The organism is Agrobacterium sp. MA01 (assembly GCF_009650195.1).
GTDB lineage: Bacteria > Pseudomonadota > Alphaproteobacteria > Rhizobiales > Rhizobiaceae > Allorhizobium.
Genome location: NZ_CP045854.1, coordinates 3,878,816 through 3,904,468 on the forward strand (window position 1 = coordinate 3,878,816; position 25,653 = coordinate 3,904,468).

Consider the following 25,653-nt stretch of genomic DNA (forward strand, 5'->3'; position numbering starts at 1 on the left):
AGGATCGGAAAGAAAACAGGCTTTATGTAAGGGGAGAGATCAGCGGAAACTGCGGTCGGGATCGGCCGGCAGCCGATGGACCGTGAAGTCTTCCAGCGCCTTTGTCACCTCGGCGGGATCGCCGTCGAGAGCCTCGACCGGAATCAGATTGCCGACGGTGAAATCGAAGCGACCGCCGCGCTTGTTGAGAAGCTCGTAGAAGACGGTCATGTCGCGCAGTTCTGTCGACCAGCGGGCGAACCAGTAGAACAGGCCGGAATTGCGCGCCTTCATGTTCACCGGCAGAATCGGCAGATTGTATTTGCGCGCAAGCGAAATCGCAGACGTCTTCCAGGGCCGCTCGTTCAGCTTGCCTTCATCCCAATAGGCGATGCGGCCCGAGGGAAAGAGGATGGTCGCCCTGCCCTCTTCCACGGCCCGCGTGGTGAGCTTCAGCGTTTCCCGCGCCTTCAGCTTCGACTTGTGCTCCTCGCGCCATTCGACCGGAATGATGATCTCGGCGAGACGCGGATTGACCCTGACCGCATCGCGGTTGGCAAAGAAGGTCATGTCGGGACGGCGATCCTTGAGCAGATCATACATCGCCACCCCGTCGGCGATCCCCGTCGGATGGTTGCTGACCAGGATGAAGCCGCCGGATGGGGGCATGCGGTCGGCATGCCGCACCTGGATATCGAGACGCAGCGCAGCGCTCAGGTAGTCAAAGACCTGCGGACCCGGAAGACTAGCGACATCATTGGCGAACTGGATCGCCTTGTCATAGCGCAGCACGCTATAAAGAAAGGGTCGCATGACGGGCCAAAGGGGATGCTCGACGAGCTTCTGACCGCGCTCGGCGATCAGCGTGTCGACGATATGTCCGGGGCGCCCGTGAGACAGGAGCGACAGGGTGTCGGTGACGCTCGCGAAAGTGGAGACGGGAGAGCGGCGCATCAGCATTTACCTCGCCAGAGTTCCAGAGGGGTTCTGGCAGCGATTTGTGATCCGGTCATGACAGCCCCGATATTCGTCTTTCGTTAACCCTCCCGCGCCATCGTGAGCCGGGTGGTCAACACTCAAAAACGCAAAAGGCGCCCAATTGATCCCGGCAGACGAAAAACTTCTTGGCGAACGTGCCACCTGGCTGGAGAGCCTGGGCGCTGAGCGCCGCCTGTCCGCCAACACGTTGGATGCCTATGAGCGGGATACGCGGCAATTCCTGCAGTTCCTCTCCGCCCATGTCGGCGGCACCGTGAAGATCGACGATATTAAGGCGCTGCGCCCGGCCGACCTGCGCGGCTTCTTGGCCCATCGCCGCAAGGAAGGGGCAGGCGCCCGGTCGCTTGGCCGTCATCTGGCGGGCCTCCGCTCCTTCCTGCGCCATCTGGAGCGCAAGGGCCTCGTCAATGCCGCAGGTGCAAGCGCGATCCGATCTCCGAAGCAGCCGAAATCCCTGCCCAAGCCACTCAGCGGCCGCCAGGCGCTCACAGTGGTCGCCGTGGACACGCAGATGAACGAAGAGCCCTGGATCGCGGCGCGCGATGCAGCGGTGCTCTCGCTTCTCTATGGCTGCGGTCTGCGTATCTCCGAGGCGCTTGGCCTGACGCCCGAGGTATTCGAGGGCAGGCCGAAGAGCCTGCGCATCAAGGGTAAAGGTGGCAAGATGCGGCTCGTGCCGCTGCTTCCTGTCGTCATGGAGGCCGTGGAAAACTACTACAAGCTCTGCCCCTATCATCTGGAACCCGGCGCTCCCCTCTTTCGTGGCGCCCGGGGCGGCCCGCTTCAGTCAGCAATCATCCAACGCGAGATGCAGAAGCTGCGCTCGGCACTTGGCCTGCCGGATTCAGCCACACCCCATGCCCTGCGCCACTCCTTCGCAACCCATCTTCTCGGCAGCGGCGGCGACTTGAGGACGATCCAGGAGCTGCTCGGCCATGCGAGCCTCTCGACCACACAGATCTACACCGGTGTCGACAGCGCACGGCTTTTGGACATCTACGATCGCGCCCATCCCCGCGCCTGACGTGTCTCGATCGCACCCGCGTTAACCAAGATCCTTAATCGAACGTGAGGGCGATCGCTTCTATTCTCCGGACTTCTGACAGGAGACGACATGAACGCGCATCGCCTTTTCTCGCTGCGGCCGCACCTGCCGCGCCTTTCGCCGTCTGAAATCGGTCTCTGGATCGCAGGCGTGCTGCCGCTCGCCCTCGTCGTCCTCCTGCTCGCCACTCTCCTTGCAGTCAGCCCGGCGCGCGCTTCCGATGTCGCCTGCCATGGCGAGAACCTGCTCGTGGCGATGGAAAAGGAAAAGCCGGAAGAGCTCGCGAAGATCCGCGCCGAAGCCGCCAAAATACCGAATGGCCAGGGGATCTTCTGGAAGGTTGAGAAGGCAGGCCTGCAGCCCTCCTACCTGCTCGGCACCATGCATGTCACCGATCCCCGCGTTCTGACCATGCCGAACGGCGCCCGCGAAGCGGCTGCAGCAGCGGATGTGGTCGTCATCGAATCAGACGAGATCCTCAACGAGCAGAAGGCCGCCGCTTCGCTGCTCATGCATCCCGAACTGACAATGTTCACCGATGGCAAGTCGGTGAAGGACCATCTTGACGCTGAAGAACTCCAGCGATTGGAAGCCGGGCTGAAGCAGCGTGGCCTGGCGCTAGGTGCCGTCGCCAAGATGAAGCCATGGATCCTGGCGAGCTTCGTGGCGCTCCCGGCCTGCGAACTTTCCCGCAAGGCAGCAGGCGCCTCCTTCCTGGACAAGAAGATCGCCGAAGATGCCGTGGCTGCGGACAAGCCGGTTGCCGGCCTTGAAACGCTGGTCGAGCAGCTGGAAGCCATGGCCGACCTGCCGGTCGATTTTCATTTCAAGGCGTTGATCGAAACGATCGAACTCGGCGACAAGATGGAAGACGTCATTGAAACCATGACGGAGCTCTATCTCGCCGGTGACATCGGCATGACCATGCCCTTGCTGAAAGTCGTCGCCCCCACCGCCGCCGGTGAAGACGAAAGCGCCTATGCCGCCTTCGAGACCCGCATCGTTCGAGATCGCAACCTGGTCATGGCCGAAGGTAGCAAGCAGCACCTGGAAAAAGGAAACGCCTTTATCGCCGTCGGCGCGCTGCATCTGCCGGGCGAAGAAGGTCTGGTCGAATTGCTGCGCGGCCAGGGCTACACCGTTACGCGGATCGGCGGCTAGGGTCTTTCGAAGCGGCAAAGCGCTTCAGGAAGGTCTTCACGATCAGCTTGTGGAACGGCGTGACGAAGAGGATGTAGATCCGGCCGAACAGATTGTGCCGCTTGACGAGCGTCGTCAGCGACACATGCTGATGCCCGGCGCCCTCCGGCTCCACGGCGACGATGATCCTGAAGTCGAGATGCTTATCGTTGAAGCCAAGCAGCACATGCTGTTCATCCTGCGCCAGAACCGGAAAGCCGCCGATGCGATCCTGACCGGTCAACTCTAACTCTGCTGATTTCAAGCCGAAGAGACCGACGATCAGGTTCCGGATCTTGAGCAGAGCGCCGACCCAGCGCGGCGCCCGCCCCATAAGCTCGCTCGCAACCTCCATCGGAACGAGATCGTTTCGATCGAGGCGGACACTGTAGCTGTCGGCCCAATCGGCATTGGCAAGGTCAGGATGCGGGAGCACGACACGCTGTTCGACCACAACACCCATACTGTCCCCCTTGGCGATCACCCCGGCGTCATGCGGGTGGCAATCGGCGTCTTCCAGTAGAACTGGTGTACCAGAAGCGCCAGGATGTGCACTGCGATCAAAAGCCACATGAGGCTCTTCAGCGGGCCGCCATGCACGAAGCCTGCGGTTTCGTTGCCGAAGTAGTAGGCGCCGATGCCACTGAGCGGGATAAGGAAGAACAAGGCATAGAAGGTACCATGCGCCAGCTTCGCAGCGACTGCCAGGATCGGCGGCTCCTCAGCCGGCGCCGGCGGCGCCCCTCGGGTGAAGCGGATCACCAGGCGCACAAGCCCGAGACACAGAACGGCAATCCCGACATAGGCATGGATATTGGCGAAGGTCAGGTCCTCAGGCGAAGGGACCTCCCCGCGTTCGTAGGCTTCAGCCACCTCCTCCATCGCATCAGAGAAGATGAGATTGAAGAGAATGAGCAGGGCCATCAGCCAGTGAAGGGCCTTCTGTGGGATGGAATAGGAGGCGGGTGCGACATGGGCCATGGTCTTGCCTTTCGGGAGGAGCAAAGGGAGGCACTGACCACACATGATAAAGGCCGCCGCCTGGGGTACAAGCGACGGCCTTCAACCTTACCGAAATATAATAATTGACCTATGTTAGGTCTGACGCCTTACATGTGCAGCGGCTTGAAGAAGGTCGCGAGTGCGGCCTCCTTCACGGCTTCCGACATGGTCGGGTGGGCGTGGCAGGTGCGGCCCAGATCTTCCGACGAACCACCGAATTCCATGAGCACGGCAGCTTCGTGGATCATTTCGCCAGCGCCGAGGCCGATGATGTGAACGCCGAGAACGCGGTCCGTGTCCTTGTCGGCCAGAACCTTCACAAAGCCGTCCATGGCCTGCATGGCGCGCGCACGGCCATTGGCCGTGAACGGGAACTTGCCGACCTTGTACGCGACGCCTGCGGCCTTGAGCTCTTCCTCGGTCTTGCCGACGGAAGCGACTTCCGGCTGGGTGTAGACGACGCCGGGGATGACCTCGTAGTTCACATGGCCATGCTGGCCGGCGAGGATTTCGGCAAGCGCCACGCCTTCGTCTTCGGCCTTGTGAGCAAGCATCGGCCCCTTGACCACGTCACCGATCGCAAAGATGCCGGCGACATTGGTGCGATAGTGGCCGTCGATTTCGACGCGACCACGGTTGTCGAGGGCAACGCCCGCTTCTTCGAGGCCGAGACCCGCCGTGTAGGGCTTGCGGCCGGTGGCGACGAGCACGACATCGGCGTCGAGCGTCTGCGCTTCGCCGCCCTTGACCGGCTCGAAGGTGACCTTAGCACCCTCACCCGACTTCACGACACCGGTAACCTTGGCGCCGAGATTGAATTCCATGCCCTGCTTGGCAAGGATGCGCTGGAACTGCTTGGAGACTTCGCCATCCATACCGCCGAGGATCGTGTCGAGATATTCGATGACGGTGACCTTGGCGCCGAGGCGCGACCAGACCGAACCGAGTTCAAGGCCGATGACACCGCCGCCGACGACGATCATCTTGGCCGGGACCTTGTCGAGCGCGATACCGCCGGTCGAGGACACGATCACCTTTTCGTCGATTTCGACGGCAACACCCGGAATGCCGGCGACGTCGGAACCGGTGGCGATGACGATGTTCTTGGTTTCCAGGACCTGGACTTCGCCCGCGTCGTTGGTGACCTCAACCTTGCCGGCGCCGAGGATCTTGCCCGTGCCCTGGATGCCGTCGATCTTGTTCTTCTTGAACAGGAAGGCGACGCCCTCGACGTTCGACTTCACGGTCGCGTCCTTGTGCGCCATCATCTTCGACAGGTTGAGCGTCGGCGCACCGACTTCGACACCGAGATCAGCCATGCCATGGGCGGCGTGGTGGAAGACTTCCGAGGCGTGCAGCAGGGCCTTGGAGGGGATGCAGCCGATGTTGAGGCAGGTGCCGCCATAGGTCGCGCGCTTTTCGACCACGGCAACCTTCATGCCGAGCTGGGCCGCCTTGATGGCGCAGACATAGCCGCCGGGGCCGGAGCCGATAACGATGACATCATAAGACATGGGAAGCTTCCTTCGTTTTCGACGGTTACCGACCGCCGCTGACATTCAAGAGGGCACCCGTGACATAGGATGCCTGAGGCGAGAGGAGATAAAGAACGCTGTCGGCCACTTCGTCGGCCGTTCCGGGCCTTTGCATCGGAACGATGGGTGCGAGATCGCGCGCTCTGTCCGGCAATCCGCCGGATGCATGAATTTCGGTATCGATGATCCCGGGCCTGATGGCATTGACCCGGATGCCCTCGGTCGCGACTTCGCGGGACAAGCCCACAGTAAAGGTATCCACCGCAGCCTTGGCGGCGGCATAGTCGACATATTGTCCTGCACTGCCGATCACAGCGGCCATGGAGGAGATGTTGACGATCACACCTCCCTGCCCGCCATGTTTCGTCGACATGCGCTTCACCGCTTCCGTGGCACAGCGGATCTTGCCGATCACATTGACGGCGAACATGCGGTCGAGCCGCGCCCGATCGAATTCCTCGACCCTCGCGGTGACATCGACGACGCCGGCATTGTTGACGAGACCATGGAGCGGTCCGAGGAGATCGGCGGCGGCGAAGATCGCGACGATGCCCTCTTCGGTGGCGGTATCACCCTGCACGATCTCTGCCTTGGCGCCATGCTTTCGGCAATCGGCCGCAACGGCCTCGGCAGCAGTCTGGTCCGAGCGATAGTTCACCAGCAGGTCATAACCCTGCGCTGCGGCCTTTCGGCAGACGGCAGCGCCGATGCCGCGGCTGCCGCCGGTGACGAGAAGGATGGGACGGGTGGTCATGAGGCGCATCCCTTGAATTCGAAAACATCCCAGGGCGCGCTGCTCATCCCCTTGCCGACAGCAGACGACATGATGGAGGGGCCGAAGCCGGGCAGGAGAAGTGCATCGGGCGCGTCGGCGCCTTCCGGCGGCAGGAGATCGACATGGCCGGTCGCCTCGTCGATCCCGTAGACGATGCCCTCCCAGACGGTGCAGGCAGCAATCGTTGCCCCGGTTACGTCGCCCTCGGGGCAATTGTTCATCAGCATGCCGATGGGACGCTCGATTTCGGGATCGAACATGACGTGACCATTGAGCTTGAAAGTACTTATTTCGGTGCTGAACCCGTGGGAAACAGGCGTATTCTCGCCGCTGGCAGCAGCAAAGACCAGCTCGACGCCGGTTTCGGCTTCGCGGTAGGTGGCTTTTTCAATCCGGCAATCGGCGGCCATAGCCGCATCAGACAGCGCGAGCGCGGCAAGAAGAACCATTGCTCTCGACGACGCGCCCATGCCTCACCTCAAAACGCCAGTGCGAGGAACATCAAGCCGAGGCCGGCCGTGGCGCCAGTCCAGACGAGCGAGCGGATATAGGGAATACCTGCCAGGTAGAGCGGATAATAGACGATGCGCCCGACAAACCAGACTATGGCACCGGTCAGGCCGAGGCCCGAGGTCTCACCGGTGAACAGCAACCCAGCGGCAAGGGCCACGAAGGCGGGATAGGTCTCGCGGAAATTCGATGACGCCCGTGCGGCGCGCCCGGCGAGCTTGCTCGCCGGCTGCTTGTTGTCGTCACGCGGGCCGGCATTCCACTCCGTGCCCAGCTCCTTGGTGGCCAGCATGCCCTGAAGGAGGACATGCGCCACCAGCAGGACCACGCTCCAGGCAAGAAGCAGGACCAGCGGAGAGGCGGAAGCGGATACCGGCTCCATCGTGCGCTTTCCTTAGAGGTCGAGAACCAGACGTTCCGGATCCTCGAGGCTTTCCTTGACGCGAACGAGGAAGGTGACTGCTTCCTTGCCGTCGACGATGCGGTGATCGTAGGAGAGCGCGAGATACATCATCGGACGAATGACGATCTGGCCACCGACGACGACCGGACGCTCCTGGATCTTGTGCATGCCGAGGATACCCGACTGCGGGGCATTCAGGATCGGCGAGGACATCAGCGAACCGTAGACGCCACCGTTGGAGATGGTGAAGGTACCGCCCTGCATGTCGGCCATCGACAGCTGACCATCACGGGCAGCCTTGCCGAGACGGCCGATGTCCTTTTCGATCTCGGCGATCGACATCTGGTCGGCATCGCGCACGATCGGAACGACCAGGCCCTTGTCCGTGCCGACGGCAACGCCGATGTGGCAGTAGTTCTTGTAGATGATGTCGGTGCCGTCGATTTCGGCGTTAACGGCCGGCAGTTCCTTCAGCGCATGCGTGACGGCCTTGGTGAAGAAGCCCATGAAGCCGAGCTTCACGCCGTGCTTCTTCTCGAAGATGTCCTTGTAGCGGTTGCGCAGGGCCATCACGGCCGACATGTCCACCTCGTTATAGGTGGTCAGCATGGCAGCCGTGTTCTGGGCGTCCTTGAGGCGCTTGGCGATCGTCTGGCGCAGACGGGTCATCTTCACGCGCTCTTCGCGCGATGCGTCGTCGCCGGAAGAGGCCGGACGCGGAGCAGCAGGGGCCGCGGCAACAGCCGGAGCAGCCGTACCCTTGGCGATGGCGGCGATCACGTCGCCCTTCAGCACCTGGCCACGCTTGCCGGAACCGTCGACATCAGCGGTCGCGATGTTGTTGTCGGCAGCGAGCTTGGCAGCAGCTGGAGCGGCCGGCATGGCCGAGGGAGCAGCCGGAGCAGCGGCCGCCGGAGCAGGGGCTGCAGCAGGAGCCGGTGCGGCGGCAGGGGCCGGAGCAGCTGCACCAGCAGAACCGGCAGCACCTTCAGCGATCTGGCCGAGCAGCGCGCCGAGACCGACGGTTTCGCCGTTCTGGGCGACGATTTCAGTCAGAACGCCCGAGACCGGCGACGGGACTTCGACAGTCACCTTGTCGGTTTCCAGTTCGACGAGGGGCTCGTCGGCCTTGACGGTGTCACCGACCTTCTTGAACCAGGTGCCAATAGTGGCTTCGCTGACGGATTCGCCGAGGGTGGGTACGCGGATTTCAGTGGCCATGATCTCAATTCCGTTGGTCAGAGAACGTTTCGGTCTGCGAGGGAGTGACTGGGCGGATCAACCGCCCAGTGCGTCCTCGAGGAAGGCTTCGAGCTGGGCAAGGTGCTTGGACATCAGGCCGGTTGCCGGCGAGGCGGCAGCCGGACGACCGGTGTAGCGCACGCGCTGGTACTTGGCGTCGATATGGGCGAGCACCCATTCCAGATACGGATCGATGAACGACCAGGCGCCCATGTTCTTCGGCTCTTCCTGGCACCAGACCATCTCCGCATTGCGGAAGCGCGAGAGCTCGTTGATGAGCGCCTTGGCCGGGAACGGATAGAGCTGTTCGATGCGCAGCAGGTAGATGTCGTCGATGCCGCGCTTTTCGCGCTCTTCCAGAAGATCGTAATAGACCTTGCCGGAACACATAACGACGCGACGGATCTTCGCATCCTTCTGCAGCTTGATCGGACCGTCCTTGATGACTTCGGCATCGTCCCACAGCAGGCGGTGGAACGAAGATTCACCAGCCATCTCGGCAAGGCTCGACGTGGCACGCTTGTGGCGCAGCAGCGACTTCGGCGTCATCATGATCAGCGGCTTGCGGAAGTCACGCTTCATCTGACGGCGCAGAATATGGAAGTAGTTCGACGGCGTCGTGACGTTGGCAACCTGCATATTGTCTTCCGCGCACATCTGCAGCCAGCGCTCGAGGCGCGCCGACGAGTGCTCCGGACCCTGACCTTCATAGCCATGCGGCAGAAGGCAGACGAGACCGGACATGCGCAGCCACTTGCGTTCACCAGACGAGATGAACTGGTCGAACACGACCTGCGCACCGTTGGCGAAGTCGCCGAACTGTGCTTCCCAGAGCGTCAGCGCATTCGGACGGGCCAACGAATAGCCGTATTCGAAGCCGAGCACGGCTTCTTCCGAAAGCATCGAGTTGATGACTTCGTAGCGGGCCTGGTTCGGCGCCAGATTGGCGAGCGGGATGTAGCGGTCTTCAGTCTCCTGATCGTAGAGAACCGAGTGGCGCTGTGAGAAGGTGCCGCGTTCGCAATCCTGGCCGGACAGACGGATCTTGTGGCCGTCGAGGCAGAGCGAACCGAAGGCGAGTGCTTCGCCCATGGCCCAGTCGATGCCTTCGCCGGTCTCGATCATCTGCGCCCGGTTTTCCATGAAGCGCTGGATCGTGCGGTGCGCCTTGAAGCCTTCTGGAATGGTCGACAACTTGCGGCCGATCTCCTTGAGCTGCTTCATCGGCACGGCGGTCTTGCCGCGACGCTGCTCGTCGGCATTGTCGGCGGTCCTGAGACCCGACCATGCGCCATCAAGCCAGTCGGCCTTGTTCGGCTTGTAGCTCTGGCCTGCCTCGAACTCCTGCTCGAGATGGGCGCGCCAGTCGGCCTTCATCTTCTCGAGTTCGCCCTCGGTGATCAGACCTTCGGCGATCAGACGCTCGCCATAGATGTTGACCACCGTCTTGTGAGCGCGGATTTCCTTGTACATCTTCGGCTGGGTGAAGCTCGGCTCGTCGCCTTCGTTGTGACCGAAGCGGCGGTAGCAGAACATGTCGACGACGACAGGCTTGTGGAACTTCATACGGTATTCGGTCGCAACCTTCGCCGCATAGACGACGGCTTCCGGATCGTCACCGTTGACGTGGAAGATCGGCGCTTCGATCATCTTGGCGACGTCGGACGGATAGGGCGACGAGCGCGAGAAGGCCGGATTGGTGGTGAAGCCGATCTGGTTGTTGATGATCACGTGCAGCGTGCCGGCGACGCGATGACCGCGCAGGCCCGACAGGCCGAGAATTTCGGCAGTGACACCCTGGCCGGCAAAGGCTGCGTCACCATGCAAGAGAAGCGGCAGGACCTTGGCGCGCTCCTTGAGCGGAATGACATCGCCTTCCCAGATCTTGGCGAGCTGGTCCTGCTTGGCGCGGGCCTTGCCCATGACGACAGGGTTGACGATTTCCAGGTGCGACGGGTTGGCCGTCAGCGACAGGTGAACCTTGTTGCCATCGAACTCGCGGTCGGAAGAAGCGCCGAGGTGGTACTTCACGTCGCCGGAACCTTCGACTTCGTCGGGCTTGAAGGAACCGCCCTTGAATTCGTGGAAGACCGCACGATGCGGCTTGTGCATGACGTTGGTCAGGACGTTCAGACGACCGCGATGGGCCATGCCGAGAACAACCTGCTCGAGACCTTCCTGGCCACCGCGCTTGATGATCTGCTCAAGCGCCGGGATCAGCGATTCACCACCGTCGAGGCCAAAGCGCTTGGTGCCCTTGTACTTGACGTCGATGAACTGCTCGAAGCCTTCGGCTTCGATCAGCTTCTGCAGAATGGCCTTCTTGCCGTTCGGCGTGAATTCGACACCCTTGCCGGGGCCTTCGATGCGCTCCTGGATCCAGGCTTTTTCTTCCGGATTGGAGATGTGCATGAATTCGACGCCGAGCGTCGAGCAATAGGTGCGCTGCAGGATGTCGAGCATCTGCGGGATCGTGGCGTATTCCAGACCCAGCACGTTGTCGATGAAGATCTTGCGGCTGTAATCGGCTTCGGTAAAGCCGTAAGCGGTCGGCGAAAGTTCGTTGTAGTCATCAACCGGAGCGGCGAGACCGAGAGGGTCGAGCTTGGCATGCAGGTGACCGCGCATGCGGTATGCACGGATCATCATGATGGCGCGGACGGAATCGCGCGTTGCCTGCAGGACTTCAGATTCCGAAACAGACTTTCCGGTCGAAGCGGCGGTCGCTTCTGCCTTGGCCTGAACCTTCTTTTCAATGACCTTTTCGACCACGCCCCAGTTGCCGTCGAGCGCGTTGACGAGCTCGCCACCTTCGGCGATCGGCCAGTTCTTGCGCTGCCAGGAGGCGCCCTTGGCGGCCTTCTTCACATCGGTCGGATTATCGGCCAGCGCCTTGAAGAAAGCCTGCCACTCGTCGGAAACCGATGAGGGATCTTCCTCGTAACGCGCGTAAAGCTGCTCGATATAGGCCGCATTCGATCCGTCGAGGAAGGACGTGATCAGAAACTGCTCGTTGGCTTCTTGCCTACCCATGGTGTTTTGCGAACCTCTCGGCTCGCCTCCCGACTAGAATTGATGGCCGGATGCCCGGCCTGCCGCTCGCGATCGTCAAAAATTGCGAATCGTCTCAGATATGCGAAGTCCAGGCGAAGGATTGGCGGACCAACCCTTCGCCTGGCTTGATTTTCGTCAGATCTCAGCCCTTGAGGACTTCGACCAGGGTCTTGCCCAGACGTGCCGGCGAAGGCGAAACCTTGATGCCGGCCGCTTCCATGGCTTCGATCTTCGATTCTGCATCGCCCTTGCCACCGGAAACGACAGCACCGGCATGGCCCATTGTGCGGCCCTTCGGAGCAGTCCGGCCGGCGATGAAGCCGGCCATCGGCTTCTTGCGGCCCTTCTTGGCTTCGTCGATCAGGAACTGGGCTGCATCTTCTTCAGCCGAGCCGCCGATTTCGCCGATCATGATGATCGAGGTCGTGGCCGGGTCGGCCAGGAACATCTCCAGCACGTCGATGAATTCGGTACCCTTGACCGGGTCGCCGCCGATACCAACAGCGGTCGTCTGGCCGAGACCTTCGTTCGAGGTCTGGAACACCGCTTCATAGGTCAATGTTCCAGAGCGCGAGACGATACCGACCGAACCCTTGCGGAAGATCGAGCCCGGCATGATGCCGATCTTGCACTCTTCCGGGGTCAGGATACCCGGGCAGTTCGGGCCGAGCAGGCGCGACTTGGACTTGTCGAGCTTGGCCTTGACCCGCACCATGTCCATGACCGGGATACCCTCGGTGATGCAGGTGATGAACGGGATCTCGGCGTCGATCGCCTCGATGATGGCGTCGGCTGCACCTGCCGGCGGAACGTAGATCACGGATGCATCTGCACCGGTCTTTTCCTTGGCTTCGGCAACGGTCGCGAAGATCGGCAGGGTTTCACCCTTGGAGCCGGTCCAGTTTTCACCGCCCTTCTTCGGATGGATACCGCCGACCATCTGCGTGCCGTAGTAGGCGAGCGCCTGTTCGGTGTGGAAGGTGCCGGTCTTGCCGGTCAGGCCCTGAACGAGGACCTTGGTGTTCTTGTTTACAAGAATTGACATCGAATAGGTTCCTCAGATTAGCCGTTGATCGCCGCGACGATCTTCTTGGCAGCGTCGTCCAGATCGTCGGCCGCGGTGATCGCGAGGCCGGATTCGTTCAGGATCTTCTTGCCAAGTTCGACATTGGTGCCTTCGAGGCGCACGACGAGCGGAACCTTCAGGCCGACTTCCTGCACAGCGGCAACAACGCCCTCTGCGATGACATCGCACTTCATGATGCCGCCGAAGATGTTGACGAGGATGCCCTCGACCTTCGGGTCAGCGGTGATGATCTTGAAGGCAGCCGCGACCTTCTCCTTGCCGGCGCCACCGCCGACGTCGCAGAAGTTTGCCGGCTCTTTGCCGTAAAGCTTGATGATGTCCATCGTCGCCATGGCGAGACCGGCACCGTTGACCATGCAGCCGATATTGCCGTCGAGGGCCACATAAGCGAGGTCCCACTTCGAGGCTTCGATTTCCTTGGCGTCTTCTTCGGTCTCGTCGCGCAGCGCCTTGACGTCGTCGTGGCGGAACAGCGCATTGCCGTCGAAGGACATCTTGGCGTCGAGCACGCGCAGATGGTCATTCTTCATGACGATCAGCGGGTTGACTTCGAGCAGCGCCATGTCCTTCTCGACGAAGGCCTTGTAGAGGATCGGGAAGAGCGACTTTGCGTCTTCGGCAGCAGCACCGGTCAGCTCCAGAGCAGCCGAGATCTTGGCAACATCGGCGTCGGTGACGCCGGCTTCCGGATCGATGGCGATCGTGTGGATCTTTTCCGGCGTGTCATGGGCAACGGCTTCGATGTCCATGCCGCCTTCGGTCGAAACGACGAAGGCAACCTGGCCGACCGAGCGGTCGACGAGCAGCGAGCAGTAGAGTTCGCGAGCGATGTCGGCACCGTCTTCGATGTAGAGACGGTTGACCTGCTTGCCGGCGTCGCCGGTCTGGGCAGTCACCAGCGTGTTGCCGAACATTTCCTTGGCGTGGCTCTTGGCTTCGTCGATCGAGAAAGCGAGGCGTACGCCGCCCTTGGCTTCCGGCGACAGTTCCTTGAACTTGCCCTTGCCGCGGCCGCCAGCATGGATCTGGCTCTTGACCACATAGAGCGGGCCAGGAAGCTGCTTTGCGGCGGCTTCGGCTTCTTCTGCGGAGAAGATGGCCACACCTTCGGCGACCGGTGCACCAAAGCTCTTCAGAAGAGCCTTGGCCTGATATTCATGAATGTTCATTGTCGTGTCCCTGTTTTGGGCGAAATGGCAATTACTTGAGAGCCGGCGCGATGTTGATGCAGGCTTCGCAGAGGCCGGCAACGGCGCCGACAGACTTCTGGAAGGCTTCTTCTTCGGCCTTGTTCAGGTCGATTTCGATGATGCGCTCGACGCCGCCTTCACCGATGACGACGGGTACGCCGACATACATGTCCTTCACGCCGTACTGGCCGGTGAGGTAGGCGGCGCAGGGCAGAACGCGCTTCTTGTCCTTGAGGTAGGACTCGGCCATTTCGATGGCGGAAGCAGCCGGTGCATAATAGGCCGAGCCGGTCTTCAGCAGACCGACGATTTCGGCGCCACCGTCACGGGTGCGCTGGATGATTTCTTCGAGGCGCTCCTTGGTGACCCAGCCCATCTTGACGAGGTCGGTCAGCGGGATGCCGCCAACGGTCGAGTAACGAGCGAGCGGCACCATGGTGTCGCCGTGGCCGCCGAGTACGAAGGCGGTGACGTCCTGGACGGAAACGTTGAATTCTTCAGACAGGAAGTGGCGGAAACGACCAGAGTCGAGAACGCCGGCCATGCCGACGACCTTGTTGGTCGGGAGGCCCGAGAACTTCTGCAGCGCCCAGACCATCGCGTCGAGCGGGTTGGTGATGCAGATGACGAAGGCGTTCGGGGCATACTTCTTGATGCCAGCGCCAACCTGTTCCATGACCTTGAGGTTGATACCGAGCAGGTCATCGCGGCTCATGCCCGGCTTGCGGGCAACACCGGCAGTCACGATGCAGACGTCAGCACCTTCGATGGCGGCGTAATCGCTCGCGCCGGAAAGCTTGGCATTGAAGCCCTCGACGGGACCGGACTGGGCAATGTCGAGACCCTTGCCCTGGGGGATGCCGTCAGCAATGTCGAACAGGACGATGTCGCCCAGTTCCTTCAGACTGGCGAGATGCGCCAGCGTTCCACCAATCATTCCAGAACCGATAAGAGCGATCTTCTTGCGCGCCATTGTAGACTTCCTTTTGGATCCGCGACCAAGGCCGAGGGCGAGTGTTAGCCTGCCCTTGTGGACAAACCGCATAGCTCCAAAGGGTCTAAACCGCAAACGATAATTTTCGGTGTATCAATTTCAATCGGTTAGAACATAAAATTCTTACGTAAACGTCAAATATTATGTCACCGAGCCGTCATGATTTTGACGTTTTGACTGGTGCAGCTCCAGATAATCTGCGCTCCGCATTTCGAAGAGACGCGAAACTGTTCGATCAAATTCAAAGCCTTCGGTGCCCTTCTTCTCCGTGAGCAAAGTTTCCGGCATCGCAACGGCAGAGGCGAACAGCCGAACACTGGAGTCGTAGAGCGCATCGATCAGAATGATGAAGCGTTTCGTCTCATTCCGTTTTTCTGGGCCGAGATGCGGGATACCCTCAACGAAGACGATGTCGAAACGCTTGGCGATCGCCAGATAATCGGATGCGCCGAGTGGTCGCTCGCAGAGATCGTGAAAGCTGAAGCGCGCAGCCCGACCGGCGGCCCGCGGGATTTCGATGGCCCTGCCCTTCATCTCGATTGATGTAGGCACCTCGGGGGCGCCCTCGGTCACACGCTTCCAGGCGATGTCCATCATCTTCGGTGCGTCATCGAGGGGCGCAATGTAAACCGGTAGGCTCTCCATCTTTTCGAGACGGTAGTCTGTGGGAGAATCGAGCGTCGAGACATCGACGTTCTTTTTCAGCAGATCGACGAAGGGCAGGAATAGCCCACGGTTCAGCCCATCACGATATAGGTTGTCTGGCTCGACATTCGACGTCGCCACAAGCGTGCAACCCCGCGCAAAAAGCTCGGTGAAGAGCCGCGCCAGGATCATCGCATCAGCGATGTCGGTCACCGTGAATTCGTCGAAGCAGAGAAGCTGCGCCTCTTCGCGAAGCGCTTCCGCCACAGGCGGCACGGGATCGGCCTGCTTGGTCTCGCCGGCCTTCAGTTTCTGGCGGTGGGCATGGATACGGGCATGCACATCGGCCATGAACTCGTGAAAATGCGCGCGGCGCTTCTTCTCGATGGGTGCAAGCCGGAAGAACAGGTCCATGAGCATGGTCTTGCCGCGGCCGACGCTGCCATGGATATAGAGACCCTTGATCGGGATCTCTGGCTTGCGTGCCCGGGCAAACATCCAGCCGAGCGCACTCTTCTTGGCCGCCGGCTTGCGCGCCTTCAGCTCCGTCAGGATCCGGTCGAGCTTTTCGGCAACGCCAAACTGGTAGCGGTCGGGCTGAAGTGTTCCCGACTCTGTCATCGCGCGCAATTGCTCGACGACGCTTAAGCCGTAGTCAGGAACTGGCTGCATGAGAAGATGTCCCGGCGGGAGGGTGGCCCTAACCGGGCCACCGCAGGAATGAGAGAAGGATCAGCGGCTCAGGCTGACCGGCTGGCCAGACGCGGTGCTGCCGTCGAACCGGGCATCGGCCGTCTTGTAGAGGCTGCCGATTGTATTGCCGTTCCGGTCCTTGAGAACGACCTGCTTGCCGCCGGCCACTTCCCAGGAACCCATCGTCGTCAGTTCGCCGGCGCAGCCACGGGTGCCACCACGCGAGCCGCTGCCAAGGTTCGTGAGCGTCAGGAACATGTCGCAGCTTGAGCCAGCGCTCTGTACGCGCCAGTTGCCGACCATCGACTCCTTGGTGACGTCAAGCGCGGTAGCCGGCGCACCGGCAGCGCCAACTGCAGCAGCGGTATTCGTCGCGGGGGCGGCGGGGAACTGGTTCGGATCCGTAGCGCCAGGCGGCGGGAGCTGGCCGGACTGAACCGAGGGAACCGGCTGGGCCTGCAGCGGAGGCAGGGCGCTGTTGGCAGCATTCATGTTGCTGTAGGATGTACGCTGGCACCCCGCGAGCGCCAGAAGGATGGCTGCTCCGGTGACCGCATGGCTGAATTTCATCATTATACTCCCGCTCTCGCGACCTTTGCCGCAACCTGCCGTACAACTGAGTTTTAGATATGTTACGCGAATATGGTTAATCAAGTTCCATATCACATTCGATCGATAGCCGGCACTATAAGGATAAATTAAGGCCGCCCGAAACGGTTCCCGGGCGGCCTCTCATTCTTTTGACAATGTGGCTCAGGCGCGACGCTCGACCATCATCTTCTTGATCTCGGCAATCGCCTTGGCCGGGTTCAGACCCTTCGGGCAGGCCTGGGCGCAGTTCATGATCGTGTGGCAGCGATAGAGGCGGAAGGGATCCTCGAGATTGTCGAGGCGCTCGCCGGTCGCTTCATCGCGGCTGTCGATCAGCCAGCGATAGGCCTGCAGCAGCACGGCCGGACCGAGATAACGGTCGCCGTTCCACCAGTAGCTCGGACAGGAGGTCGAGCAGCAGGCGCAGAGAATGCACTCGTAGAGACCGTCAAGCTTCTGGCGATCCTCGTGGCTCTGCTTCCATTCCTTCGCCGGCGGCGGCGAGACCGTTTGCAGCCAAGGCTCGATCGAACGATGCTGGGCGTAGAAGTTCGAGAGATCAGGCACCAGATCCTTCACGACCGGCATATGCGGCAGCGGATAGACCTTAACGGTTCCGTTCACCTCATCCATGCCCTTGGTGCAGGCAAGCGTGTTCGTGCCATCGATGTTCATCGCGCACGAGCCGCAGATGCCTTCACGACAGGAACGGCGCAGCGTCAGCGTCGGGTCGATATTGTTCTTGATGTACAAGAGACCATCGAGAACCATCGGGCCGCAATCGTCGACATCGATGTAATAGGTATCGATGCGCGGATTGGCGCCGTCATCCGGGCTCCAGCGATAGACCCGGTATTCGCGAACGTTCTTGGCACCGGCCGGCTTCGGCCAGACCTTGCCTTCGGTGACCTGGGAATTCTTGGGGAGAGCGAGTTCTACCATGATGAGGTCCTCAAATCAGTAGACGCGAGCCTTGGGCGCGATCTTCTTGGGATCGATGCCTTCAGCGATGAGCTCGGTATGGACAGGGCGGTAGTCGAGCTTGACGTCACCCGCTTCCGAGACCCAGGCCAGCGTATGCTTGCGCCAGTTCTCGTCGTCGCGACCGCCATACGGACCGGACGTGTAGTCTTCTCGAGCATGCGAACCACGGCTCTCCTTGCGAGCCTCGGCGCCATAGACCGTGGTGATCGCATTGGCCATCAGGTTGTGCAGTTCGAGCGTCTCGACCAGGTCCGAGTTCCAGATCATAGAACGGTCGGTGACCTTGATGTCCGGCAGTTCCTTCCAGATCGCAGACAGACGATTGCAACCGCTTTCGAGCGATTCCTGCGTGCGGAACACGGCCGCATCGTCCTGCATGGCGCGCTGCATCTTGTCGCGCAGCACAGCGGTCGGGGTCTGACCCGAAGCGTGACGCGTGTTGTCGAAGCGATCCATGATCTTGTCGCAGGCGGCAACATTCAGCGCCGGGATCGGCGACGTGCGGTCGATGACCTCAGCAGCCCGGATCGCAGCCGCACGACCGAAGACCACGAGGTCGATCAGCGAGTTGGAGCCGAGACGGTTCGCACCGTGCACCGAGGCGCAACCGGCTTCACCGACAGCCATCAGGCCCGGAATGATGCGTTCCGGATTGTTGGAGTCGGCATTCAGCACTTCGCCCCAGTAATTCGTCGGAATGCCGCCCATGTTGTAGTGAACCGTCGGCAGAACCGGGATCGGCTCGCGGGTCACGTCAACGCCGGCGAAGATCTTCGCCGATTCCGAAATGCCCGGCAGGCGCTCGTGCAGGACGGCCGGATCGAGGTGATCGAGATGCAGGAAGATGTGGTCCTTATTCTTGCCGACGCCGCGGCCTTCACGGATTTCCATCGTCATGCAGCGCGAGACAACGTCACGCGAGGCGAGATCCTTCGCCGAAGGAGCATAGCGCTCCATGAAGCGCTCGCCTTCAGAGTTGACGAGGTAACCACCTTCGCCGCGTGCGCCTTCGGTGATCAGACAGCCGGCGCCGTAGATACCGGTCGGGTGGAACTGGACGAATTCCATGTCCTGCAGCGGAAGGCCCGCGCGGGCGATCATGCCGCCGCCGTCACCAGTGCAAGTGTGAGCGGACGTGGCAGAGAAATAGGCACGGCCATAGCCGCCGGTCGCGAGCACGACCATCTTCGCGGAGAAGCGATGGATGGTGCCGTCGTCAAGGTTCCAGGCAACGACGCCGGTGCAGCGGCTGCCATCATCAGACATGATCAGGTCGAGCGCGAAATACTCGATGAAGAACTCGGCATTGTTGCGCAGCGACTGGCCGTAGAGCGTGTGCAGGATGGCGTGGCCGGTACGGTCGGCGGCAGCACAGGTGCGCTGCACCGGCGGGCCTTCGCCATAGTTCTGCATGTGACCGCCGAAGGGGCGCTGATAGATCTTGCCTTCCTCGTTACGTGAGAAGGGCACGCCGTAATGCTCGAGCTCATAGACCGCCTTCGGCGCTTCCATGGCGAGATACTGCATGGCGTCAACGTCGCCGAGCCAGTCGGAACCCTTGACGGTGTCGTAAAGGTGCCACTGCCAGCAGTCGGGCGTCATGTTGTTCAGCGAGGCGGCGATACCGCCCTGAGCTGCGACCGTGTGCGAACGGGTCGGGAAAACCTTGGTGATGCAAGCCGTCTTGAAGCCCTGTTCGGCCATGCCGAGCGTCGCGCGCAGTCCGGCGCCACCGGCACCGACGACCACGACGTCGTAGGAATGGTCAACATAGGTGTAGGCCTTGCCGGTCTGGGCGAAGTTATGAATGGTTGCCATGTTGATTTACCCTACGAATGCGATCTTCAAGATGGCGAAAAGACAGAGGCCACCGATCAGGATTGCAAAGAACGTGTTCAGCATCAGAAGCAAAAGCTTGGCGATATCGGCATGGACATAGTCCTCGATGATCACCTGCATGCCCAGCTTCATATGGATCAGTGCCGACAGCACGACCAGAGCCATGACGACGGCAACAAGCGGGTGCGACAATGCGCCAACCACTTCGGCATAGGGCTGGCCGTTGTACATGACCAGAAAGCCGACGAAGAAGAGGATCAGAGGGATGTTGGCGACGGCCGTGACGCGCTGACGCCAGAAATGCTCGGTGCCTTCCTTGGCCGAGCCGAGACCGCGGACCTTGCCGAGCGGAGTGCGCATATCCATGGAATGGTGCCTCAGGTGCGAATGATATAGGCAACGACCCAGACGAGGATCGTCAGGACGACGGATGCGATGATGTTTGCTTTGGCGAGCTTCGTGGAGAAATGCTTGTCGAAGCCGTAGCCGACATCCCACATCAGGTGGCGCAGACCGCCGAGCATGTGATGGATGAGTGCCCAGGTATAGCCGAACAGGATCAGGCGGCCGATGATGGTTCCCATGAACCAGTTGACCCACTCGAAGTATTCGGCGCCCGTTGAGGCTGCCACAAGCCACCAAGCCACTAGGACCGTGCCGAAATAAAGCGCCGCACCGGTGATACGGTGCAGGATCGACATGATCATTGTGGGGATAGGCTTGTAGATTTGCAGGTGCGGCGACAGAGGCCGGTTTTTAGTCACATTCGCCATCTAAACCTCGCGGCGTCTCGATGCGGTCCGAGAGTCCGGACATATTGTTTGCAATGCGTCATAACGTTTGTGGCATTGCATCAGGGGGACGTTTAATCCTCGAAACCCCGGACGACAAGCACATTCGCTTGACGATTTCAATTTAATCGATTCGCGTGAACAGACCTTTAGCGTCCATGCGAACCGCATTCTTCCATACGAAAAAAGCGTTGAGATGGATGACTTTAGCAACCAGTTGCGGCATGTTGGGTTAACGATTTGTTAACTGCGTCCCGGAGGTTGCCGCATGCTAAAGTATGGTTCCGTTTTGACAGCTGCGGCCATCGCGCTCATCTCCACCGCCGATGTCGGCCTCGCCGGGGAGCGGCATGACCGAGGCCATGGCCATTACAAATCCCAGGGCCAGGCGGTGATCGGCAGCAACGGTCTTCCGTCTGTCATCCCCGGCATCGGCACCTTCGTTGGCAGCGTCTCGGGGCTGCGCATCAAGGGCAACGGGGTGTTCCTCGCCATCGACAGGGGCTTGAGGCCGCAAGTCATTGCCTATCGTGCGCCCAAGGCAAAAATCATTGAAATTTCTACCGAAAATCCGGATGAGGCCTGCTCGTTCGAGGCCGGTGTCTGCGTGATCCGGCCAAGAAACTAGAGAAATTGCCAGACGGTCGTCTTCTTGATCTCGCTGTCTTCCAGAACGCGCGTGACAGGCACCTCATAGGTCGCCAGCGGCTCGAGATTATCAATCGGGCGATAGCTGCGTCCGGGATCTCCGACCAGGACGAGACATCCATCCTTCGCAGTGGCGCTGAACCAGGCGACCAGCGCCTTGGCAAAATCGCTCTCATAAAAGACATCGCCGGCAAGGATGACGTCGACATCGACGGATCGGCCGATCAGGTCGTCATTGGTGAAATCGATGCTCACGCCATTGAGAGCGGCATTCAGCCGCACCGCACATTTCGCCCAGGGATCGATATCGGCGGCCACCACGGCGGCTGCACCCGACAGGGCAGCTGCAATCGCCACCATTCCCGAACCGCTGGCAAAATCGAGAACGCGTTTCCCCCTCACCGTTTCCGGATGATCGAGGATGTAGCGCGCGAGCCCCTGGCCGCCCGCCCAGGCAAAGGCCCAGAACGGCGGCGGCAGACCGATCGCTTCCAGATCCTCCTCGGTTTTCATCCAGAGATCATGCACCTCGCTTGCAAGGTGCAGACGTATCTCCGGCACATGCGGCGGCGACAGCACGCTGGTGTTTTCGAGGATGAACCGATCAGGATCTGTCTTCACGAGGAGATCAGACGGGCGGATTATCGAGACCGCCCATGCGGCAGACCTCGAAATATTCGTCGTCGGTCACCGGCTGGACCGAGAGCCGCATCGAAGTGACAAGCGCCATCTTCGCGAGCTTCTCGTTTGCCTTCACATCCTTAAGACTGACCGGCTTCGGCATGTCGCAGACGGCGCGGATGTCGACGCAGTCCCAGCGGGCATCCCCCTCGGCGGTCGAATCCGGATGAGAGAGCGCACAGACTTCGACGATCCCGACGACTTCCAGACCCTCGTTGGAATGGTAGAAGAAGCCCTTGTCGCCGATCTTCATCGCCCGCATGTTGTTGCGCGCGAGATAATTGCGAACGCCGGTCCACTCTTCCCCGACATCGCCCTTGGCCTTCTGCATTTCCCAGGACCACTTGAAGGGTTCGGACTTGTAGAGCCAGAATGCCATGCCGTTCACGCCTCCGGATTGTTGAAGACCCAGTTATAGGGCTTGATCTCAACAGTCTCGAACAGGCCGGCCTTGGCATAGGGGTCTTGTGCTGCCAGCGCCTTGGCGGCCTCGATGTCGTCGGCTGCGATGATCAGCATCGAGCCACAGGGCTTGCCGTCCGCGTCGAGGAACGGGCCGGCGATCTTCAACTGGCCGGCGGCATTGAGCCCGTTCAGCCACTCGACATGCGGCGGACGCGTTTCCATCCGAAGGTTCAGGTGTCCAGGCTTGTCGGCGCAGATGACGGCAAACAGCATCGTGTCTCTCCTAAGGGATCTATTATTCGGTGGTGATCGGTCGTGACATCAGTTGGGTGATCGCGGTCGGGATGTCCAGTCTGCCGTCGATGATCGCAGCAACGGCTTCCGTGATCGGCATCTCGATCTGGTGACCTTCGGCAAGTCTGGCCGCAACGGCTGCGGCAAAAGCACCTTCGACGAGCGAACCCTGCTGGGAGCCGATGGGTTCACCACGGCCGAGCGCGATGCCGAAACGCAGATTGCGTGACTGGTGGCTGGTCGCCGTCAGCACGAGATCGCCAAGACCCGACAAGCCCCGCACCGTATCGCCGCGTCCACCCATCGCATCGACGAGCCGCGACATTTCAGCAAGGCCGCGCGCGATGAGTGCGGCCCGCGCCGAATCACCGAGACCCATGCCTTCGACGATGCCGCAGGCAATCGCGAGCACGTTCTTCAACGCACCGCCAAGCTGCACCCCAATCCGGTCGTCCGAGGCGTAAAGCCGGAAGGTCTGGCCGGAAATCGCCTTTGCCAGCTGCTCGGCCAGGACAAGGTCCTCGGCCGCAATCGCCATCGCCGTCGGCAGGCCCTTGGCGATATCCGCCGCAAAGCCAGGCCCCGACAGCATGGCGATCGGATGACCCGGCAGGGCGCTTTCAAGCACATCTGTCAGAAGACGCGAGGTCTGCTTCTCGATGCCCTTGGCGCAGATGACGACGGGGGCACCCGGCTTCAGATACGGCCCATAGGTTTCGGCCGCCGCGATCTGCGCCTGGGACGGCATGGCGAAGAGCACGATGTCGGCCTCGCCGAGATCTTCCGGCCGTGCGGAAAAGGACAGCGATGCAGGCAACTGAATGCCCGGCAATGCAGCCTCATGGATTCGGCTTGCGGCGAGATCGGCCATGACCGAGGCATCGCGACCGACCAACAGGGCTTCCGCCCTGCCCGTCTGCGCCACCACGGCCGCAAGCGCCGTGCCGAAAGCACCGGCGCCGATCACGGCGATACGCTGCATCCCGCTCATGCCTTGGCTCCCCGCTTGCCGTAGGCAAGCAAGGCCTTGGCATCCTGGTCCAGCGGCCAGCGCGAGCGGGGGGCGACTGCAAGATCATCCGAGGGCATGCCGAGCGCCATGCGCTCCAGGCCTGCCCAGGCGATCATGACGGCATTGTCAGTACACAGATGATGCGGCGGCGCGACGAAGCGGAAGCGATGCTCGCCGCAGAGCGTGTCGAGCGTCTGGCGTACTTCCTTGTTGGCAGCCACACCGCCGGCGACGACCAGCGCGGGCTCGGCCACTTCGGGGAATGTTTCCTTGAAGCGCTGCAGGCCACGGCCGATGCGATCCTTCAGCGTGCGCGAAATGGCATGCTGGAAGGAGGCGCAGATATCGGCAATGTCCTGATCGGTGACAGGCGCGATGCCTTCTGCCGCCTGACGCACGGCGGTTTTGAGGCCCGAAAACGAAAAGTCGAGACGCGCCTCGCCGACCAAAGGCCGGGGAAAGGCAAAGCGCTTGGGATTACCGGTGGCAGCTGCACGCTCGACAGCAGGCCCCCCGGGATAGGGAAGACCGAGCAGCTTCGCTGTCTTGTCGAAGGCCTCGCCGAGAGCATCGTCAATCGTCGTGCCCCAGCGCTCGTACTCGCCCACACCCTTGACCAGGACGAGCTGTGTATGGCCGCCCGAAACCAGCAGCATGAGGTATGGGAAGGGAACGCCATCGGTGAGCCGCGCCGTCAGCGCATGGCCTTCGAGATGGTTGACGGCGTAAAGCGGCTTGCCCGTCGCCCGCGCGATTGCCTTTCCGGTCATGAGACCCACCAGCAAACCACCGATCAGGCCTGGACCGGACGTGGCGGCAATGGCATCCACCTCGGCGAGCGTGATGCCCGCGCGCGTGAGCGCTTCCTCGATCAGCGTGTCCAACGCATCGACATGGGCGCGGGCGGCAATCTCCGGCACCACGCCACCATAGGCGCTGTGCTCGTCGAGCTGGCTCAATACGACATCCGCCTCGGTGACGGCCGAGCCGTCAGAAAGCCGCGTAACGACGGCCGCTGCCGTCTCGTCACAGCTCGTTTCGATGCCGAGGATGCGCAGTTTGGATGTCATGGAGCCTGTTCATTGATTGCGGTCGCCGAGAAACCGGTCTACGAAATCTGTCGGTAACAACGGACAAGTTCGGATGCAAACAAAACCTTTCCGCATCGGCACGCGGGGCAGCCCGCTCGCTCTCGCCCAGGCTTCGGAGACACGCGCGCGCCTCATGGTCGCCCATGGACTGCCGGAGGAGATGTTCGAGATCGTGGTGCTCTCCACCAAGGGCGACCGGATCACAGATCGTGCGCTGTCCGAAATCGGCGGCAAGGGACTGTTCACCGAGGAGCTGGAGGATCAACTTCTCTCGGGCGATCTCGACTTTGCGGTGCATTCCTCGAAGGACATGCCGACCAAATTGCCCGAAGGCCTTTTCCTTTCGGCATTCCTGCCGCGCGAGGATGTCCGCGACGCCGTCGTTGGCCGCACGGCTCCGACGCTGAAGGAACTTCCTCAAGGGGCAACCGTCGGCTCGTCTTCGCTTCGTCGCCAGGCACTCATCCGCCGCATCCGCCCAGATATCAACGTGATCACCTTCCGCGGCCTGGTCGACACCCGCCTGCGCAAGCTTGCCGATGGCGAAGTGGATGCGACGCTGCTCGCCTATGCCGGCCTGCGCCGTCTCGGCAAGCCCGAGATCCCGACCGAACTGCTCGACCCGAGCGACTTTCCCCCGGCACCGGCGCAGGGCGCGATTTGCATCGAGAGCCGCATCGGCGATGCAAGGGTCAACGACCTGCTCGAAGCGATCAATGACCACGATACCTTTGACGCTGTCAGCTGCGAACGCGCCTTTCTCGGCGCGCTCGATGGCTCCTGCCGAACGCCGATTGCAGGCCTTGCAACGGTGCAGGGCGACGCAATCCGCTTTGCCGGCATGATCCTGACGCCCGACGGAAGCCGCTGGCATGACGTGGAGATCGAGGGAAGCCGGACAGAGGCTGCCGTACTCGGCGCGAGAGCCGGCGGCACAGTTCGCAGCAAGGCCGGCAGCGACTTCTTCGATAGCTGGAATTGAGGC

27 protein-coding genes are annotated in these 25,653 nt (G+C 61.3%); 4 read left to right on the forward strand and 23 right to left on the reverse strand.

Annotated features, from left to right (window positions below; genetic code table 11):
* Nucleotides 1-39 precede the first annotated feature (39 nt).
* Nucleotides 40-936 carry a GNAT family N-acetyltransferase gene (locus GH983_RS18540; RefSeq protein WP_371418495.1) on the reverse strand — a complete coding sequence of 299 codons (897 nt, stop codon included), beginning with the start codon at nucleotides 934-936 and terminating at the stop codon, nucleotides 40-42.
* Nucleotides 937-1,078: 142 nt separating this feature from the next.
* Here GH983_RS18540 and GH983_RS18545 point away from each other — a divergent pair, with 142 nt between their 5' ends.
* Nucleotides 1,079-2,002: a tyrosine recombinase XerC gene (locus GH983_RS18545; RefSeq protein ID WP_153763200.1), complete on the forward strand. Its 924-nt coding sequence runs from the start codon at nucleotides 1,079-1,081 to the stop codon at nucleotides 2,000-2,002.
* Nucleotides 2,003-2,092: 90 nt separating this feature from the next.
* The gene (locus tag GH983_RS18550) at nucleotides 2,093-3,184 is read left to right on the forward strand and encodes a TraB/GumN family protein (protein WP_153763201.1); all 1,092 of its coding nucleotides are present in this window, start codon (nucleotides 2,093-2,095) and stop codon (nucleotides 3,182-3,184) included.
* Here GH983_RS18550 and GH983_RS18555 read toward each other — a convergent pair.
* The 17 genes from GH983_RS18555 to sdhC form a co-directional block, all read right to left on the reverse strand.
* A complete protein-coding gene (locus GH983_RS18555; RefSeq protein ID WP_153763202.1) occupies nucleotides 3,165-3,665 on the reverse strand; it encodes a DUF2867 domain-containing protein in 501 nt (166 codons plus the stop codon). The genes GH983_RS18550 and GH983_RS18555 overlap by 20 nt on opposite strands.
* Nucleotides 3,666-3,682: 17 nt before the next feature.
* Entirely contained in the window at nucleotides 3,683-4,183 is a 501-nt protein-coding gene (locus GH983_RS18560) for a cytochrome b (RefSeq protein WP_153763203.1), read from the reverse strand.
* A gap of 128 nt (nucleotides 4,184-4,311) precedes the next feature.
* Entirely contained in the window at nucleotides 4,312-5,718 is a 1,407-nt protein-coding gene (lpdA, locus tag GH983_RS18565; protein ID WP_153763204.1) for a dihydrolipoyl dehydrogenase, read from the reverse strand.
* Nucleotides 5,719-5,743: 25 nt separating this feature from the next.
* Entirely contained in the window at nucleotides 5,744-6,493 is a 750-nt protein-coding gene (locus tag GH983_RS18570; protein WP_153763205.1) for an SDR family oxidoreductase, read from the reverse strand.
* Entirely contained in the window at nucleotides 6,490-6,963 is a 474-nt protein-coding gene (locus GH983_RS18575; RefSeq protein WP_246727433.1) for a hypothetical protein, read from the reverse strand. Before GH983_RS18575 ends, GH983_RS18570 begins: the two co-directional genes overlap by 4 nt.
* 29 nt (nucleotides 6,964-6,992) lie before the next feature.
* Nucleotides 6,993-7,406 (reverse strand): MAPEG family protein, encoded by a 414-nt coding sequence (locus GH983_RS18580; protein WP_153763207.1) that lies wholly within the window; start codon nucleotides 7,404-7,406, stop codon nucleotides 6,993-6,995.
* Nucleotides 7,407-7,418: 12 nt separating this feature from the next.
* Nucleotides 7,419-8,648 (reverse strand): 2-oxoglutarate dehydrogenase complex dihydrolipoyllysine-residue succinyltransferase, encoded by a 1,230-nt coding sequence (odhB, locus tag GH983_RS18585; RefSeq protein WP_153763208.1) that lies wholly within the window; start codon nucleotides 8,646-8,648, stop codon nucleotides 7,419-7,421.
* Nucleotides 8,649-8,705: 57 nt separating this feature from the next.
* Nucleotides 8,706-11,702: a 2-oxoglutarate dehydrogenase E1 component gene (locus GH983_RS18590; RefSeq protein ID WP_054150411.1), complete on the reverse strand. Its 2,997-nt coding sequence runs from the start codon at nucleotides 11,700-11,702 to the stop codon at nucleotides 8,706-8,708.
* Nucleotides 11,703-11,865: 163 nt separating this feature from the next.
* A complete protein-coding gene (gene sucD / locus GH983_RS18595) occupies nucleotides 11,866-12,768 on the reverse strand; it encodes a succinate--CoA ligase subunit alpha (protein ID WP_006724463.1) in 903 nt (300 codons plus the stop codon).
* Nucleotides 12,769-12,785: 17 nt separating this feature from the next.
* On the reverse strand, nucleotides 12,786-13,979 hold the full coding sequence (sucC, locus tag GH983_RS18600; RefSeq protein ID WP_153763209.1) for an ADP-forming succinate--CoA ligase subunit beta: 1,194 nt from the start codon (nucleotides 13,977-13,979) through the stop codon (nucleotides 12,786-12,788).
* Between the two features lie 31 nt (nucleotides 13,980-14,010).
* Entirely contained in the window at nucleotides 14,011-14,973 is a 963-nt protein-coding gene (gene mdh, locus GH983_RS18605; protein WP_054150409.1) for a malate dehydrogenase, read from the reverse strand.
* 162 nt (nucleotides 14,974-15,135) lie between these two features.
* Nucleotides 15,136-16,311, reverse strand: a complete 1,176-nt coding sequence (zapE, locus tag GH983_RS18610; protein WP_054150408.1) for a cell division protein ZapE — start codon at nucleotides 16,309-16,311, stop codon at nucleotides 15,136-15,138.
* 60 nt (nucleotides 16,312-16,371) lie between these two features.
* Nucleotides 16,372-16,902 carry a protease inhibitor Inh/omp19 family protein gene (locus GH983_RS18615; protein WP_153763642.1) on the reverse strand — a complete coding sequence of 177 codons (531 nt, stop codon included), beginning with the start codon at nucleotides 16,900-16,902 and terminating at the stop codon, nucleotides 16,372-16,374.
* A 183-nt stretch (nucleotides 16,903-17,085) separates the two neighbouring features.
* A complete protein-coding gene (locus GH983_RS18620) occupies nucleotides 17,086-17,865 on the reverse strand; it encodes a succinate dehydrogenase iron-sulfur subunit (protein WP_054150406.1) in 780 nt (259 codons plus the stop codon).
* A gap of 15 nt (nucleotides 17,866-17,880) precedes the next feature.
* Nucleotides 17,881-19,725 (reverse strand): succinate dehydrogenase flavoprotein subunit, encoded by a 1,845-nt coding sequence (sdhA, locus tag GH983_RS18625; RefSeq protein WP_054150405.1) that lies wholly within the window; start codon nucleotides 19,723-19,725, stop codon nucleotides 17,881-17,883.
* Between the two features lie 6 nt (nucleotides 19,726-19,731).
* Nucleotides 19,732-20,112, reverse strand: coding sequence for a succinate dehydrogenase, hydrophobic membrane anchor protein (sdhD, locus tag GH983_RS18630; protein WP_054150404.1), 381 nt, complete (start codon nucleotides 20,110-20,112; stop codon nucleotides 19,732-19,734).
* Between the two features lie 11 nt (nucleotides 20,113-20,123).
* The gene (gene sdhC / locus GH983_RS18635) at nucleotides 20,124-20,519 is read right to left on the reverse strand and encodes a succinate dehydrogenase, cytochrome b556 subunit (RefSeq protein ID WP_153763210.1); all 396 of its coding nucleotides are present in this window, start codon (nucleotides 20,517-20,519) and stop codon (nucleotides 20,124-20,126) included.
* 286 nt (nucleotides 20,520-20,805) lie between these two features.
* On the opposite strand from sdhC, the gene GH983_RS18640 reads away from it, so the two are divergent.
* Nucleotides 20,806-21,165: a hypothetical protein gene (locus GH983_RS18640; RefSeq protein WP_054150402.1), complete on the forward strand. Its 360-nt coding sequence runs from the start codon at nucleotides 20,806-20,808 to the stop codon at nucleotides 21,163-21,165.
* Here the strand turns inward: GH983_RS18640 and GH983_RS18645 are convergent.
* The 5 genes from GH983_RS18645 to tsaD are packed head-to-tail and all read right to left on the reverse strand — an operon-like array spanning nucleotide 21,162 to nucleotide 24,647.
* Complete coding sequence (locus GH983_RS18645) at nucleotides 21,162-21,806, reverse strand: methyltransferase (RefSeq protein ID WP_054150401.1); 645 nt, start codon at nucleotides 21,804-21,806, stop codon at nucleotides 21,162-21,164. The genes GH983_RS18640 and GH983_RS18645 overlap by 4 nt on opposite strands.
* A gap of 7 nt (nucleotides 21,807-21,813) precedes the next feature.
* On the reverse strand, nucleotides 21,814-22,245 hold the full coding sequence (locus GH983_RS18650; RefSeq protein ID WP_076396834.1) for an EVE domain-containing protein: 432 nt from the start codon (nucleotides 22,243-22,245) through the stop codon (nucleotides 21,814-21,816).
* A gap of 5 nt (nucleotides 22,246-22,250) precedes the next feature.
* Nucleotides 22,251-22,544, reverse strand: a complete 294-nt coding sequence (locus tag GH983_RS18655) for a YciI-like protein (RefSeq protein WP_054150399.1) — start codon at nucleotides 22,542-22,544, stop codon at nucleotides 22,251-22,253.
* A gap of 22 nt (nucleotides 22,545-22,566) precedes the next feature.
* Nucleotides 22,567-23,556 (reverse strand): NAD(P)H-dependent glycerol-3-phosphate dehydrogenase, encoded by a 990-nt coding sequence (locus GH983_RS18660; protein ID WP_153763211.1) that lies wholly within the window; start codon nucleotides 23,554-23,556, stop codon nucleotides 22,567-22,569.
* The gene (gene tsaD / locus GH983_RS18665) at nucleotides 23,553-24,647 is read right to left on the reverse strand and encodes a tRNA (adenosine(37)-N6)-threonylcarbamoyltransferase complex transferase subunit TsaD (RefSeq protein WP_069042866.1); all 1,095 of its coding nucleotides are present in this window, start codon (nucleotides 24,645-24,647) and stop codon (nucleotides 23,553-23,555) included. Before tsaD ends, GH983_RS18660 begins: the two co-directional genes overlap by 4 nt.
* Nucleotides 24,648-24,720: 73 nt before the next feature.
* Here tsaD and hemC point away from each other — a divergent pair, with 73 nt between their 5' ends.
* Entirely contained in the window at nucleotides 24,721-25,650 is a 930-nt protein-coding gene (gene hemC, locus GH983_RS18670; protein WP_069042865.1) for a hydroxymethylbilane synthase, read from the forward strand.
* Nucleotides 25,651-25,653 lie beyond the last annotated feature (3 nt).

Excerpts from the sequence above, each read along its gene's own strand:
- GH983_RS18615 (WP_153763642.1), bottom strand. The coding sequence starts at position 16,902 with ATGAAATTCAGCCATGCGGTCACCGGAGCAGCCATCCTTCTGGCGCTC.
- GH983_RS18555 (WP_153763202.1), bottom strand. The coding sequence starts at position 3,665 with ATGGGTGTTGTGGTCGAACAGCGTGTCGTGCTCCCGCATCCTGACCTT.
- GH983_RS18580 (WP_153763207.1), bottom strand. The coding sequence starts at position 7,406 with ATGGAGCCGGTATCCGCTTCCGCCTCTCCGCTGGTCCTGCTTCTTGCC.
- tsaD (WP_069042866.1), bottom strand. The coding sequence starts at position 24,647 with ATGACATCCAAACTGCGCATCCTCGGCATCGAAACGAGCTGTGACGAG.
- mdh (WP_054150409.1), bottom strand. The coding sequence starts at position 14,973 with ATGGCGCGCAAGAAGATCGCTCTTATCGGTTCTGGAATGATTGGTGGA.
- GH983_RS18590 (WP_054150411.1), bottom strand. The coding sequence starts at position 11,702 with ATGGGTAGGCAAGAAGCCAACGAGCAGTTTCTGATCACGTCCTTCCTC.
- GH983_RS18660 (WP_153763211.1), bottom strand. The coding sequence starts at position 23,556 with ATGAGCGGGATGCAGCGTATCGCCGTGATCGGCGCCGGTGCTTTCGGC.
- GH983_RS18575 (WP_246727433.1), bottom strand. The coding sequence starts at position 6,963 with ATGGTTCTTCTTGCCGCGCTCGCGCTGTCTGATGCGGCTATGGCCGCC.
- GH983_RS18560 (WP_153763203.1), bottom strand. The coding sequence starts at position 4,183 with ATGGCCCATGTCGCACCCGCCTCCTATTCCATCCCACAGAAGGCCCTT.
- odhB (WP_153763208.1), bottom strand. The coding sequence starts at position 8,648 with ATGGCCACTGAAATCCGCGTACCCACCCTCGGCGAATCCGTCAGCGAA.
- GH983_RS18620 (WP_054150406.1), bottom strand. The coding sequence starts at position 17,865 with ATGGTAGAACTCGCTCTCCCCAAGAATTCCCAGGTCACCGAAGGCAAG.
- hemC (WP_069042865.1), top strand. The coding sequence starts at position 24,721 with ATGCAAACAAAACCTTTCCGCATCGGCACGCGGGGCAGCCCGCTCGCT.
- sdhA (WP_054150405.1), bottom strand. The coding sequence starts at position 19,725 with ATGGCAACCATTCATAACTTCGCCCAGACCGGCAAGGCCTACACCTAT.
- sdhD (WP_054150404.1), bottom strand. The coding sequence starts at position 20,112 with ATGGATATGCGCACTCCGCTCGGCAAGGTCCGCGGTCTCGGCTCGGCC.
- sucC (WP_153763209.1), bottom strand. The coding sequence starts at position 13,979 with ATGAACATTCATGAATATCAGGCCAAGGCTCTTCTGAAGAGCTTTGGT.
- GH983_RS18650 (WP_076396834.1), bottom strand. The coding sequence starts at position 22,245 with ATGGCATTCTGGCTCTACAAGTCCGAACCCTTCAAGTGGTCCTGGGAA.
- zapE (WP_054150408.1), bottom strand. The coding sequence starts at position 16,311 with ATGCAGCCAGTTCCTGACTACGGCTTAAGCGTCGTCGAGCAATTGCGC.
- GH983_RS18655 (WP_054150399.1), bottom strand. The coding sequence starts at position 22,544 with ATGCTGTTTGCCGTCATCTGCGCCGACAAGCCTGGACACCTGAACCTT.
- GH983_RS18640 (WP_054150402.1), top strand. The coding sequence starts at position 20,806 with ATGCTAAAGTATGGTTCCGTTTTGACAGCTGCGGCCATCGCGCTCATC.
- sdhC (WP_153763210.1), bottom strand. The coding sequence starts at position 20,519 with ATGGCGAATGTGACTAAAAACCGGCCTCTGTCGCCGCACCTGCAAATC.
- GH983_RS18570 (WP_153763205.1), bottom strand. The coding sequence starts at position 6,493 with ATGACCACCCGTCCCATCCTTCTCGTCACCGGCGGCAGCCGCGGCATC.
- lpdA (WP_153763204.1), bottom strand. The coding sequence starts at position 5,718 with ATGTCTTATGATGTCATCGTTATCGGCTCCGGCCCCGGCGGCTATGTC.
- GH983_RS18550 (WP_153763201.1), top strand. The coding sequence starts at position 2,093 with ATGAACGCGCATCGCCTTTTCTCGCTGCGGCCGCACCTGCCGCGCCTT.
- sucD (WP_006724463.1), bottom strand. The coding sequence starts at position 12,768 with ATGTCAATTCTTGTAAACAAGAACACCAAGGTCCTCGTTCAGGGCCTG.